We start from the raw sequence: 14075 nt of genomic DNA on the forward strand, positions 1-14075 counted from the left end.
GTTTTGATCTCCACAGCGAATATCACCATGCAGTTTGGCGCTAAGCCACTTTTTGAAAACATCTCGGTTAAGTTTGGCGAGGGGAACCGTTACGGTCTTATCGGCGCGAACGGCTGTGGTAAATCGACCTTTATGAAAATCCTGAGCGGCGAGTTAGAGCAAAGCGCAGGTAACGTAAGCTACGATCCAAACGAGCGTGTAGCAAAGCTAAACCAGGATCAGTTTGCTTATGAAGAATTCACAGTAATCGACACTGTGATCATGGGCTACAAAGAGCTTTGGGCAGTAAAACAAGAGCGTGACCGTATCTACTCTTTGCCAGAAATGAGTGAAGAAGACGGTATGAAAGTGGCCGATCTTGAAGTTGAATTTGCTGAAATGGACGGCTACATGGCTGAGTCTAAAGCAGGCGAACTTCTTCTTGCAGTAGGTATTCCTCTAGAGCAACATTTCGGCCTAATGAGCGAAGTCGCTCCTGGTTGGAAACTGCGTGTACTATTGGCTCAGGTTCTATTTGCTGACCCACACATCATGCTACTAGACGAACCAACGAACAACTTGGACATGGACACAATCGGTTGGTTGGAAGATACACTAAACCAACGTAACTGCACCATGATCATCATCTCGCATGACCGTCACTTCCTAAACTCAGTATGTACCCACATGGCTGACTTGGATTACGGTGAATTGCGCGTTTACCCAGGTAACTACGATGAGTACATGACAGCGGCAACGCAAGCACGTACACGTCTACTGTCTGACAACGCGAAGAAAAAAGCACAAATTGCTGAACTGCAAACGTTCGTTGCACGTTTCTCTGCAAACGCATCGAAAGCAAAACAAGCAACATCACGTGCAAAACAAATTGATAAGATTCAACTTGATGAAGTTAAAGCATCAAGCCGTCAAAACCCATTCATTCGTTTTGAACAGTCTAAAGAACTATTCCGTAACGCACTGAACGTGGAAGGTTTGACACAAGGCTTTGATGAAGATCTGTTCAGCAACTTTGATGCAATTTTCGAAGTGGGTGAGCGTGTTGCGATCATCGGTGAGAACGGCGTGGGTAAAACAACGCTATTGAACACACTCGCTGGTGTATTAGAACCACGCAGCGGTGAGTTCAAATGGTCTGAAAATGCCAACATTGGTTACTACGCGCAGGATCATGCTCATGATTTTGCAGAAGATCTAAACCTAACGGATTGGATGGGGCAATGGCGCCAAGAAGGCGACGACGAGCAAGTCGTTCGTGGTTTCCTAGGTCGTATGTTGTTTGGCCAAGATGACATCAAGAAGTCAGTAAAAGTACTGTCTGGTGGTGAGCAAGGTCGTATGCTGCTTGGTAAGCTAATGATGCACAAACCGAACATGCTGCTAATGGATGAACCAACCAACCACATGGATATGGAATCGATTGAAGCGCTAAACACGGCTCTTGAAGAATACAAAGGCACTTTGTTCTTTGTATCGCACGACCGTATCTTCGTAGACTCACTAGCAACTCGTATCCTTGAGATCCGTGATGGTAAGATCCACGATTTCCGTGGAACTTATGCAGAATACCAAAAACACCGTGGTATCGATGCATAAATGACATTTTATTAGCCTTGCTGTCTAGCAAGGCTAAACAAAAAAATGCATAAAAACCCCGAGTTAGAATTACTAACCCGGGGTTTTTGCTTACTTGCTGCGTAGTTATGTGAATTTGTGAATATTACCCAATTTTACCTAGCAGATAAGCTAAGCGATTAATCAAAACCAATATGTCGCATCAAAAGGGTTCGGTTAATAGCGAAATTGAGCCACAATCGCATCCAGTTTTAAGCTCACTTCACTGACCTGTTTACTACAAGTAACCGAACCTTGAACTTCGCGGTGCGTATCATTGGCAAGGTTGGCAATTTGAGTGATGTTACGATCAATTTCAGCTGATACCATCGATTGCTCTTCAGAGGCGGTCGCGATTTGCGCATTCATATTAAACAAATCTTCAATTTGCTGATTCACGCTATCAATTGCGTCGACGACCAATAAAGTGTCTTGCTTGGTCGACTCAGCTTGCAGTTGGCTGTCCGACATGATGCGCACTGTACTATGGATACGGTCGGTAAGATTACTGATGGTCGATTCAATTTGGCGGGTAGAGTTATCCGTCTTCATCGAAAGGTCACGAACTTCATCGGCCACCACCGCAAAACCACGTCCATACTCACCAGCACGTGCCGCTTCAATCGCAGCATTTAACGCGAGTAGGTTGGTTTGTTCAGCAATGCCTTGAATGGTCGAGATCACTGAATTGATCTCGCGACTTTGCTCTTCTAACTGCTCAATCAAGCTTTGAGAGTTGGCGATGTCGTTGGCGAGATTCTGCATACTGCCACTTGCATTGTGGGTGATTTCGAGTGCTCGATGTGACTCTTCTTTCATGCGCGAGGCATTACTGGCAGCGTGTTCTATATTACTGGTGATTTCATTGCTGGTTTGTACTAGTTCATTAACCGCGGTTGCGACAGATTCAGACTCAGCCTTCTGCTGCTCGGCATTATTAATGCTGTTCGACGCTGCTTGCTCACTTTCAAGAGAGCTTTGGTTAAGAACATTCTTTACGTTCGCCACATCTTTGATTAACCCATGTAATTTGGAAATAAAGCTGTCAAACGAGTTGGCTAATTGCGCGAGTTCATCGTTGCCTTCAGCATTCATTCTCGCGGTTAAGTCACCGTTGCCACTGGCGATATCACGCATCATGAAATTAATGTCTCGTATCCGATTCAGCACACTGCGGCCAATCATCATTAGCAGAGCGGAAATGACAAAGGCGAGACCTGCACCAAAAAGGTGTAATTGCATTTTTGTTTTATCAGAAGCCTCGTTAATTGCGATTTCAATTTCAGTTTGCAAGGCGAGAATCTCTGCTTCTGTTTGATGAATGTTACTACGTAGTTCACCTCTCAAGCCTTCACTCGGTGTAAGGCCAAGCGTATTGTAACTATTGAACAAGTTAACCAATGCTTGTTGATAGTCATCAAAAGCAATGCTCAAAGAAGGATGACGAGCATAAGTTTGATGGAAACGTTGCAGATGTTGCGACAAATCTAACTCGGCTTGTTCACTGGGTTTTCCTAAATACTTAAAGTCATTCTCAAGTACTGATGATAGGGCAACCTTAGCTTGTAGGTTATCGAGTGAAACAACGCTCTTTTTGAGCGCCTCACGGGCGGTTTGCAACTTAGCAATCAGCGAGTTGGGATTACTTTGTGAATCGATAGCTTCAATTTGATTGACCAACTGAGTAAATTTGCTTTGATAACCGGTAAGCGTATCGCGAATAACCGTCATGCGGTCGTTGAGTTGAAGGCCATGCTGTTTGATGCGGGATTCGAGGTCATTCAAACGTGTCATTAGGCGAGTAAATGTCTCATTAAAGCGAGTGTGATATTTAAGTTCGTGACGAGCGAGAAAATCCTTTTCGTGGCGGCGTAAAGTGAGAAGATCCACTTCAGCTGCAGTGTTTTCAACCGAGGCAAGTTCTAATTCATGTAGGTTGTTGAGACTGTATTGTTCGAATAGGCCATAGCTGATGACCCCTAGAATCAATATGGCATTGAGTAATATCAATTTAGCACGAATGCTAATTCCATTTAGAGCGCGCAAAATACTTGGTGAGTGAGACATAGACACCTCCCTAGCTGATGACGTTTAAGGACCGCTTTGTTTTATGGCTCACTGTGGCAGTGAAATTTGTGTTAAGCGGATATTAAACTAATAGCAGTGCAGAAAGGTTTTGCAACTCGTAAGAGAAATCAAAAAGCCCCAGCTTTACTGGGGTTTTTGTTGGAATACGTTCAAAATAGGGAGGTTATTCGTCGCTTTGACCTTTGACATCAAAGGTAATTTTGTCTGCACCGGTAAAGACTTGGAAGCGTAAGCCTTTCGCACGTGCAATGGTGGTGATACCAAATTTTTGTGCTAAATCGAGTCCCATTTGTGTCACACCGGAACGCGACAACAACACAGGAATCCCCATCTGTGCCACTTTGATCACCATTTCAGAAGTTAAACGGCCGGTGGTATAGAAAATTTTACCATCGCCATTGTCTTGATTAATCCACATTTCGCCCGCTAGGGTATCAACGGCGTTATGACGGCCTACATCTTCAACAAACGACAAGACTTGATCGCCATGGCAAATAGCACAACCATGCACGGCACCGGCTTTTTTGTAGGTGTCGTTATAATGCGTTAAGGCTTCTAGCGCAGTATAGATCTCTGACTGTTTGATTGGCGTTTGCGGTACTTGGTAATTTTCAAGCTGCTTCATCACGTTGCCGTACATGGTGCCCTGGCCACAACCTGAGGTAACGGTTTTTTTCTTGAGTGCGCTTTCAATATGTTCGGTATTTTCTTTGGTGATCACGGCGGCTGAATTGGTTTCCCAATCAATGATCACTGACTCTAAAGCAGCAGGATCAGACAGGAAACTTTGATTCTTTAAGTAACCAAGCACAAGAGACTCTGGGCGCGAACCAAGCGTCATCAACGTAACCACTTCACGCCAATTAAGCATTACAGTAAGAGGGCGCTCGCAGGCGATCTGTTTAGTCAGTTTTTCACCGTATTCGTCATACACTTCTACTTCAATGGTTTGTAGTGGATTTTCACTGGTTTTAATTATATTTGGTTTAACCACGGTAGTTCCTATTGCTAATCACTGGCCTGAACACTGATGTCAGACAAGGTGGATAAAAGTCATTACAAGCGTAAATTTGACGTACTTATGCTTTCATTTAAGCAATTACTGTACCCCATTTATGATTAAATGAATGCGATGAGGGCAATTTGTGTGAGATTGTCAGGTTAAGCCGTCATCAGCTAGAATTTATTCTAATGCTAATTGTGCGGATTTTCATTACGCTAAGACGCTCAACACGGCGTAATATCAAAGCGAGAGGGTATTTAGTTGTTTCATCTTGAGGTAACGGGAACAAATATTGCTTAAGCAACGCATGAGTTGGCAGTATAACGATAAACAAAGGTGAACTATGTCCATTTTAACGCTTGAGAAAACTGACGATATTTGGCCAGTCGAATGCGATTTGGTTGCTCGTGAAATCAAAACCGGTATGTGGACCACCACACAGCAAGAATTGGTGGGGTTTAATATTAAACCTGAACAACAAAGTGATCGCCTGACGCTATTGCAACTGCATCGCGATGAGCGCACCGATTACCGTTTCAACCTTAGTTCACAGCAGCCGAAACTGTTCTTAATACTTGATAACTTCAACGGTAATGACGAAGTGAACGTTGTTACGTTAACGGCGTCTCAGAGCGTCGCAGCGCAATTTATGGATGGTGACTATTTGGTGTTGTCGAATGACATGCCTTTACCTATCCAAGCGTGGATGGAGGCCTTTATTGGTCGACATGGTGAACTACTAGAAACACGACGTAAGAAACGTAAAGGTGCAGGACGTTCAAATGGCAACTAACTTTTTTAGCCGTTGGTCTCAACGTAAACTCAACAAAGAGACCGATGAACCAAGCGAACAAGAACCAATTGAAGCATCAGCCTTAGAGGTTGAACCTGCCGCAGACGATTCTTCAGTTGATGTTGGTGATGCACCAGAAGCATTGTCGTCAGAAGCCGAACAGGATTTGCCTAATAGCGAAGTAGAGCAAGAGGTCGCTTCAGCAGAGGAGCAAGATCCTGAGAAAATGTCGCTGGCCAATTTGCTGGTTTCTCAAGTAGAAGAGAGCGCCAAGAAAGCTGCGATGCGTAAGTTGTTTATGTCTGAAGAGTTTAATATTCGTGATGGTTTAGATGACTATGATGAGGATTACAGTAACCTAAAAGCCTTGTCACAGGGTGTTGCAGAGACATTACGTGATTGGGTAAAAGAGAAGCCGGAAGAGGAAGAAGCGGCGTTAATAGATTCTGAAGACACAGAAGAAGCAGACGTTATTCAATCGACAGAGAAAGAAGACTTTGCGACAGAAGACAATGACGAGCATGAACAGTCGCTGGATGAGGGCGTAGACAAAGAAGAGGTAGATCCTCTCGTAACAGCGAATAGACCGGATACTTCTATAGATGGGGATAGTCACTCTCACGCTTGGAGCGCTCACAATGAAACCGAAGATAAGAGCAATTAGATAATCGGATTCTGTTAGCATTGCGCTAGATGAAAAGCGAGACGAAACAAACGGCCTCTATCTGTTGAGACAAAATATACCACACTGAAAATAGGTACATTTTGACTAACAGAACAAAAAGCCCAGTGGGACAAATTGTCTCACTGGGCTTTTTTTGTATGCTTATGTCTCATTTTTATCTTTAAGTTATTGATATTGATTAAAATAAAAGTTGGTACGGCATTTGCTATTAAGTAGAAAGAAAAATTTCGTCGTGATAAACGAAGTTAAATTCATCTGCTTAAACCTTGGAACTGAGCGATGCTAAAACAACTATTAGAACAAGCAACAACTGCAAACGGTAAGGCGAGACTTTATGCGTTTGATAACACCGTCGAGTTAACCAATCTGATCCCACCAACGGTCAGTTATGAAAGTGGTGGTAATACGCTTATCGTTGGTCCTACGACCATCATTGAAAGTGCGGCGCAACAGTTGTCGCAAATGAAAAGCCTGACGCTTCTTTCTACTGATGGTGAAAAAGGAACGCATAGCCAACTTTATTATGCTAATTCAGTTGAAGTAATGGGTTTTCTAGGCACCTTTGAGGTGATTATCGAGAACAACTTACTTCGCAGTAACTTGGCGGAAGTCGCTATTGGTCACGATTGTTTTGATGTGGTTTTGGACCTTTGTCTAAATAGTTGTATGAACGAAGAAGTGCCTGTTCCTGGCTATTACCCAGTTGGTCGCGGCTATCCAAAACTGGCTGATGCGCTTGAAGAGATCCCAACCTTAATGGGCACCTTCGATAAACCAAAATTTTTCCGTCTTGATACTGACCTATGTGCACACAGCTCTCGTGGTGTAAAAGGTTGTGAGCGTTGTGTTGATGCTTGTCCAGCTGGCGCTCTAACCAGTCAAGGCGATGATAAAAGCGGTCACCATATCGAGATTAACCCATACCTTTGTCAAGGTGTGGGGACTTGTGCGACAGCTTGTCCAACAGAAGCAATTCATTACGCGCTACCCAATCCTGAAGACACGCAAAAATTCATTGAGCGCACCTTAGCGAATTATGAAAAAGCGGGCGGTCAAGATCCGATCGTTCTGATTTGTAGTTCTCGCCATGAAAGTTACAACGTCATGGCGCTTAGAGCGCTACCAGATAACGTTATCCCAATCGTAGTTGAAGAGTTGCCATCTATTGGTATTGATACTTGGTTTGCGGCGCTTGTTAATGGTGCAACCCAAGTACTGTTTGCGGCGAGTCGTTTTATGCCGCCAACCATCATTCGTATTTTGAATAATGAAGTCTCAATGGCTCAAGAGCTACTGAGTCAACTTGGTATTCAGAAAGAGTGTATCGATATCCTATATCTAGAATCACTTCGTGAAGGACCTCCAACACTATGTACAGATTCATTTGATCTTGCATTAGGGGATTTGGAAGGGAATAAACGTCAACGTCTATTCACAGCGCTTGATGCTTTAGCGATTTCTCGTATTCCAGTAGAGAACGTTGTAGAGCTTTCAGCAAACGCGCCATACGGTAGCGTGGAATGTGAAAGTAAAGATTGTACGCTTTGTATGAGTTGCGTGGCGGTTTGTCCAACACGTGCATTGCATACTGATGGTCAATCGCCATCACTTAAGTTTGTTGAGCAAGACTGTATTCAATGTGGTTTATGCGAAAAAGCATGTCCTGAAAACGTTCTGACTTTAACCCCTCGCTTCAACTGGGATAAAGAGTCTCGTCAAAAAGCGACTATTATTCATCAAGAGAAAGCGGCGGAATGTACACGTTGTCACAAACCGTTTGCACCTCAGTCTATGATTGATATGTTGCAATCAAAGTTACGCGGTCACTCACATTTTGATAACGAAGCGGCCATTGGTCGTATTGCTATGTGTGAAGACTGTCGTGTGATCGACATGTTTGAAAGCATGGCGAAAGATCCAACTAACCAATTGAAATACTAGGAGCTGTGCGTGGAAAACACTAACGAACAACAATCACTACGCAGCGATATTTATCTTTTGCTCGCTACGTTATTTCGTCAAGCACCAAGCGAAGAATTGATTGAGTTTCTTGCTGCTTTAGACGTTGAGCAAAGTGAAAGTGCGATGCAAAAAGCGTGGTTGGCACTCCAAGAAGCGGCGAAAAATGCTGACCGTGAAGCATTAGACGATGAATACCAAAATCTATTTATTGGCATTGGCCGTGGTGAAGCGGTTCTATTCGGTTCTTGGCATATGACGGGGTCATTAATGGAGAAACCATTAGCTGATATCCGCCACGATCTTGAGTTGCTTGGTTTTGAGCGTGAAGATCAAATCAAAGAGCCAGAAGATCATATTTCAGCATTGTGCGAAGTCATGGCAATGCTGACTGAAGAAGACTTAGCACTTCAGCAAGCCTTTTTTAACAAACATATCGCGGCTTGGTATGACGCGTTCGCACAGCAAATAGAAGGCGCAAAGAGTGCAGACTTTTATCGTTCTGTTGCGGCATTGCTGCGTGCATTTGGCACCCTAGAGCAAGTGCAGTTTAGTAAGAATACCAAGAGCAACAAGCATTTAAAAATTGATGTAAAAAACGTAACTGAGTACGAGTAATACCATCGATAAGAGGGGCGGTAAGCCCCCAAAAAAACTACCTGAGGGTAAGGAAGCAATAATGAAAGATAATAATGATATTAATACAAGCCGCAGGGATCTCCTGAAAGGCTTAACGACTGCTGCCGTCGCTGGTGCAGTTGTCGCTGGTACAACCAAAGTGGCAACTGCAGCAGAAACTGTAGAAATTAAATCTGACGAAAAGAAGACCGGTTATCGTGAAACTCAGCATGTTCGCGATTATTACGACTCACTGTAATTTGGAGCTTAGCGCATGAAATTAGTGAAACGCTCCGATACGGTGAGCAAAGAGCAAAATCAACTTGGTGTATCACGCCGTACGTTTATGAGAAATTCTTCATTAGCGGCTGGTGGCGCGGTAGTTGGCGCAAGTTTATTTGCACCAGGTATGATGAAAAAGGCAGAAGCGAAAACTGTCGATCCAGAAGCAAAAGTAGAGCAGAAGCGTACTATCTGTTCACACTGTTCTGTGGGTTGTGGTGTTTACGCTGAAGTTCAAAATGGCGTATGGACTGACCAAGAGCCAGCCTTCGATCACCCATTTAACGCTGGTGGTCACTGTGCAAAAGGCGCAGCATTGCGCGAGCATGGCCATGGTGAGCGTCGTCTTAAATACCCAATGAAGCTTGAAAACGGTAAGTGGAAGAAGCTTTCGTGGGAACAAGCACTAGAAGAGATCAGCCAGCAGGCACTTAAGATTCGTGAAGAATCTGGCCCTGACTCAGTTTACTTCTTGGGCAGTGCAAAGCACAACAACGAACAGGCATACCTGTATCGTAAAATGGCGTCGCTTTGGGGTACCAACAACGTTGACCACCAAGCGCGTATTTGTCACTCAACCACAGTAGCCGGTGTTGCAAACACTTGGGGTTACGGTGCGATGACAAACTCATTCAATGATATGCACAACTGTAAATCGATGCTTTTCATCGGTTCAAACCCAGCAGAAGCGCACCCAGTTGCCATGCAGCATATCTTAATCGCGAAAGAGAAGAACAACTGTAAGATCGTTGTTGCTGATCCGCGTCGCACGCGTACAGCTGCGAAAGCTGACCATTATGTATCACTTCGTCCAGGTACTGACGTTGCCTTCGTATGGGGTGTGCTATGGCACGTATTTGCGAATAATTGGGAAGATAAAGAGTTTATCTACCAACGTGTATTCGGTATGGATGAAATTCGTGCAGAAGTGGCGAAATGGACTCCAGCAGAAGTTGAGCGTGTTACTGGCGTAGCGGAAGCTCAAGTATTCGAAACGGCGAAACTGCTTTCTGAAAACCGTCCTGGCTGTGTTGTTTGGTGTATGGGTGGTACTCAGCATACCACGGGTAACAACAACACTCGTGCTTACTGTGTGCTTGAGCTTGCACTGGGTAACATGGGTAAATCAGGTGGCGGTGCAAACATTTTCCGTGGTCACGATAACGTACAGGGCGCAACTGACCTTGGCGTACTATCTGACACGCTACCAGGTTACTACGGTCTATCTGAAGGCGCTTGGCGTCACTGGTCGAAAGTGTGGGATCTAGATTATAACTGGGTTCACGGCCGCTTCGACAACAACTCTTACGCAGGTCAAAAACCAATGAACAGTGCAGGTATTCCTGTCTCTCGTTGGGTTGATGGCGTTCTAGAGAATAAAGATAAGATCCGTCAACGCGAAAACATTCGTGCCATGTTCTACTGGGGCCACGCTGTTAACTCTCAGACCCGTGGTACTGAGATGAAAAAAGCGATGCAGAAGTTAGATATGATGGTTGTTGTTGACCCATATCCAACAGTAGCAGCAGTAATGAACGATCGTACTGACGGTGTTTACCTGCTTCCTGCGACGACTCAGTTTGAAACTCACGGTAGTGTGACGGCGTCAAACCGTTCAATCCAATGGCGTGATCAAGTGATCCAACCATTGTTTGATTCTAAACCTGACCACGAAATTATGTACCTGCTTTCACAAAAGCTAGGCATTTCTGAGCAGCTGTTTAAGAACATTAAAGTTGAAAAAAATCAACCTGTTATTGAAGACATTACCCGCGAATTTAACAAAGGTATGTGGACAATTGGTTACACAGGTCAAAGCCCTGAACGCTTGAAGGAGCACCAACAAAACTGGCACACCTTCGACTTCACAACGCTTGAAGCGGTAGGTGGCCCAGCAAATGGCGAGACTTACGGTCTACCTTGGCCATGTTGGGGTACGCCTGAAATGAAACACCCTGGTACGCACATTCTTTACGATACGTCGAAGACGGTTGCAGAGGGTGGCGGTAACTTCCGTACGCGTTTTGGTGTTGAATTTGAAGGTCAGAGCCTACTTGCAGTAGATAGCTACTCAAAAGGTTGTGAAATCAAAGATGGTTACCCTGAATTTACCGATAAGCTACTAAAACAGCTTGGTTGGTGGGATGACCTAACAGCAGAAGAGAAAGCCGCTGCTGAAGGTAAAAACTGGAAGACCGATCTTTCAGGTGGTATTCAACGTGTTGCGATTAAGCACGGTTGTATCCCATTTGGTAACGCGAAAGCACGTGCAATCGTATGGACGTTCCCGGACCGTGTTCCTCTACACCGTGAACCACTGTACACGCCACGTCGTGATCTTCTTGCTGAATATTCAACGTGGGACGATAAAGAAGCGATTTTCCGCTTGCCAACATTGTTCAAATCAATCCAAGAACAAGATAAATCGAAAGAATACCCGATTATCCTAACTTCTGGCCGTTTGGTTGAGTACGAAGGTGGTGGTGAAGAAACGCGTTCTAACCCATGGCTTGCAGAGCTTCAACAAGAAATGTTTGTTGAAATTAACCTTAAAGACGCAAATGACCTTGGCATCAAAGATGGCGATGACGTTTGGGTTGAAGGTGCAGAGAAAGGCCGTATTAAGGTGAAAGCGATGGTAACGCCTCGTGTTATGCCTGGTCTTGCATTCTTGCCATTCCACTTCGGTGGTAAATTCGAAGGTGAGAGTCTTCTTGATAAATATCCTGAAGGTTCAGCTCCTTACGTAATTGGCGAGGCGGCCAACACGGCGACCACTTACGGTTATGACCCTGTCACTTTGATGCAAGAAACTAAAGTGACTCTCTGTAATATTCGCAAAGCGTAAGGACTCCCAAAATGGCTAGAATGAAATTCCTTTGTGACACCAAACGCTGTATCGAATGTAACGGTTGTGTCACTGCATGTAAGAATGCAAATACTGAAGCTGTGCCATGGGGTATCCAACGCCGTCGCGTTGTTACCCTAAATGATGGTGAGCCGGGTGAAAACTCTATCTCTGTAGCATGTATGCACTGTTCAGATGCGCCTTGTATGGCAGTTTGTCCGGCGGACTGTTTCGAACACACAGAAGATGGCATCGTATTACACAATAAAGATCTTTGTATCGGTTGTGGTTACTGTCTATTTGCTTGCCCATTTGGCGCGCCTCAGTTCCCTAAACAAGAATCGTTTGGTGAGCGTGGTAAAATGGATAAGTGTACTTTCTGTGCCGGTGGTCCAAACACTGAACCAGGTTCTGAAAAAGAGCGTGCGCTATACGGTTCTAACCGTATTGCAGAAGGTAAATTACCGATGTGTGCTTCACTATGTTCAACGAAAGCACTGCTTGCCGGTGATGCTGAAAAAATTTCAGACATCTTCCGTCAGCGCGTTGTTGAACGTGGCGCGAAAAACGCAGGTTGGACAGACGGCAACGATCTTTCTTACGATGCGACTAAAAGTTAACTCTGGAGAGAGATATGACCCCTATATTTAAACGTCTATCTCTTTTTGTGCTGCCATTTTTGGCAGCACTGACGTTGGCTCTATCTCTGCCTGCGGCAGCGAAAGAGTCAGCGCCAGTAGATCAAACAGAGATGACACAGCTTGCGGGCGCTGATTTTTGGAAGGAAGTACGTGCGGGTGAGGCAGGGTATACCACCTCTAAATCACCAGAGCATGGCGTTCTGATCAGTACGCCGGGTGCGACATGGTATGTACTGAAAGAGAAGTGGATGTCGCCAGCCGGCGCAGTTGCCATCTTCGGTAGTATTATGATGGTTATCATGGCTTACGTTTTCGTTGGCCCATTGATGCTAAGCAAGCCGCGCACTGGCAAAAAGATGAAGCGTTGGTCACGCTGGGATCGTGCATTGCACTGGAGTATGGCGTTTACCTTCTTAACATTGGCCTTTAGCGGTCTGATGCTGGTATACGGTAAGCACTTCCTCAAACCATATGTCCCTACTGAGTTCTGGGGTTTTGTCATTATGTTGGCAAAACAATACCATAACTATGTTGGTCCACTGTTCTTTATTCTGTTGACGTTTGTTCTGCTGAAATGGTGGCGTAAATCTATACCGAATATGACAGACATGCGTTGGTTCATGAAAATGGGCGGCATGGTTGGTAAACATAAAGGTACGCATCCATCTGCTGGTTTCTCAAATGGTGGTGAGAAGGCGATTTACTGGTTGTTGATTGTCTTTGGTGCAACGGTTGCATTAAGTGGCTTGGTGCTGGATTTCCCAATTTTCGACCAAACTCGTCGTGATATGGAAATTTCTAACCTTGTACATATGCTATCGGCTCTTATCTTGATCTGTGGCTTTATCTTCCACATCTATATCGGTCTATTCGGTATGGAAGGTGCACTTGAAGGTATGGTAACCGGTGAAGTTGATGAAACGTGGGCAAAAGAGCACCATGACCTTTGGTATGCTGAAGTGAAATCGAACGAAGCGATGCCAGATGCAGCGTCACAGCAGGACAATGGACTAGCAAAAGGAGCGAAGAGCGATGAACAAGCATCATAATGGTATTTGGGTCGCGTATTTCCTTAGCTTTCTAACACCATTTACCTTTTTGATTTCTGGTGTAATGGCGATTGTTTACGCAGGTTATCGTTTGGATAAAAATGAAGATGGTGAAGTGATTAATTCACATTACTATGGTTTGATCCGTAACTTCTTTCTTTTCCTAACGTTCTTTGTCGTATTAATTGTTACCGTGGCGACGACAAATGGTGTGTTAGCGGGTATTGAGGATTACTGGTACCACAGTAACTTGCTGGATAAGGTTGCTTACGTAATCCCTATCATTGGCATGGTATTGGCGGGCTTAGCGATTCTTGTTTGGTTTAAGCGTATGCTACAAGGTATGCGTCAACTGAAAAATAACCAGCTACATCGTCCATCAACAGGTCCAAACCTGTAAACGATAGATCTAGCGGTAAATAGTAAAAGCCAGTCTAATTAGACTGGCTTTTTTTATGCCGACATATTGAATTCGTCCATGTGGCTATTCATCTT

12 protein-coding genes are annotated in these 14075 nt (G+C 44.5%); 10 read left to right on the forward strand and 2 right to left on the reverse strand.

The window, feature by feature from the left end:
- Positions 1 to 3 precede the first annotated feature (3 nt).
- The gene (locus RJD38_RS13985; protein ID WP_005599051.1) at positions 4 to 1596 is read left to right on the forward strand and encodes an ABC-F family ATPase; all 1593 of its coding nucleotides are present in this window, start codon (positions 4 to 6) and stop codon (positions 1594 to 1596) included.
- Positions 1597 to 1791: 195 nt separating this feature from the next.
- Here the strand turns inward: RJD38_RS13985 and RJD38_RS13990 are convergent, their stop codons facing one another.
- Both RJD38_RS13990 and RJD38_RS13995 read right to left on the reverse strand, forming a co-directional pair.
- On the reverse strand, positions 1792 to 3681 hold the full coding sequence (locus RJD38_RS13990; RefSeq protein WP_065545296.1) for a methyl-accepting chemotaxis protein: 1890 nt from the start codon (positions 3679 to 3681) through the stop codon (positions 1792 to 1794).
- 184 nt (positions 3682 to 3865) lie between these two features.
- Entirely contained in the window at positions 3866 to 4696 is an 831-nt protein-coding gene (locus RJD38_RS13995; protein ID WP_005599049.1) for a formate dehydrogenase accessory sulfurtransferase FdhD, read from the reverse strand.
- A gap of 352 nt (positions 4697 to 5048) precedes the next feature.
- On the opposite strand from RJD38_RS13995, the gene RJD38_RS14000 reads away from it, so the two are divergent.
- From RJD38_RS14000 to RJD38_RS14040, 9 genes are all read left to right on the forward strand, one after another.
- Positions 5049 to 5498: a DUF3305 domain-containing protein gene (locus tag RJD38_RS14000; protein WP_005599046.1), complete on the forward strand. Its 450-nt coding sequence runs from the start codon at positions 5049 to 5051 to the stop codon at positions 5496 to 5498.
- Complete coding sequence (locus RJD38_RS14005; protein WP_065545295.1) at positions 5488 to 6162, forward strand: DUF3306 domain-containing protein; 675 nt, start codon at positions 5488 to 5490, stop codon at positions 6160 to 6162. Before RJD38_RS14000 ends, RJD38_RS14005 begins: the two co-directional genes overlap by 11 nt.
- A gap of 300 nt (positions 6163 to 6462) precedes the next feature.
- The gene (locus RJD38_RS14010; RefSeq protein ID WP_065545294.1) at positions 6463 to 8124 is read left to right on the forward strand and encodes a 4Fe-4S dicluster domain-containing protein; all 1662 of its coding nucleotides are present in this window, start codon (positions 6463 to 6465) and stop codon (positions 8122 to 8124) included.
- Positions 8125 to 8133: 9 nt separating this feature from the next.
- The gene (locus RJD38_RS14015) at positions 8134 to 8760 is read left to right on the forward strand and encodes a TorD/DmsD family molecular chaperone (protein ID WP_005599040.1); all 627 of its coding nucleotides are present in this window, start codon (positions 8134 to 8136) and stop codon (positions 8758 to 8760) included.
- A gap of 61 nt (positions 8761 to 8821) precedes the next feature.
- The gene (locus RJD38_RS14020) at positions 8822 to 9019 is read left to right on the forward strand and encodes a twin-arginine translocation signal domain-containing protein (RefSeq protein ID WP_005599038.1); all 198 of its coding nucleotides are present in this window, start codon (positions 8822 to 8824) and stop codon (positions 9017 to 9019) included.
- A gap of 15 nt (positions 9020 to 9034) precedes the next feature.
- Positions 9035 to 11890 (forward strand): formate dehydrogenase subunit alpha, encoded by a 2856-nt coding sequence (locus tag RJD38_RS14025; RefSeq protein ID WP_065545293.1) that lies wholly within the window; start codon positions 9035 to 9037, stop codon positions 11888 to 11890.
- 11 nt (positions 11891 to 11901) lie between these two features.
- Positions 11902 to 12510, forward strand: a complete 609-nt coding sequence (gene fdh3B, locus RJD38_RS14030) for a formate dehydrogenase FDH3 subunit beta (protein ID WP_005599033.1) — start codon at positions 11902 to 11904, stop codon at positions 12508 to 12510.
- Positions 12511 to 12524: 14 nt separating this feature from the next.
- Positions 12525 to 13580 (forward strand): formate dehydrogenase subunit gamma, encoded by a 1056-nt coding sequence (locus RJD38_RS14035; protein ID WP_005599031.1) that lies wholly within the window; start codon positions 12525 to 12527, stop codon positions 13578 to 13580.
- Complete coding sequence (locus RJD38_RS14040) at positions 13564 to 13980, forward strand: hypothetical protein (protein WP_005599029.1); 417 nt, start codon at positions 13564 to 13566, stop codon at positions 13978 to 13980. The genes RJD38_RS14035 and RJD38_RS14040 overlap by 17 nt, the downstream gene beginning before the upstream one ends.
- Positions 13981 to 14075: the final 95 nt, after the last annotated feature.

The sequence above is a fragment of the Vibrio scophthalmi genome, from assembly GCF_040869025.1.
GTDB lineage: Bacteria > Pseudomonadota > Gammaproteobacteria > Enterobacterales > Vibrionaceae > Vibrio > Vibrio scophthalmi.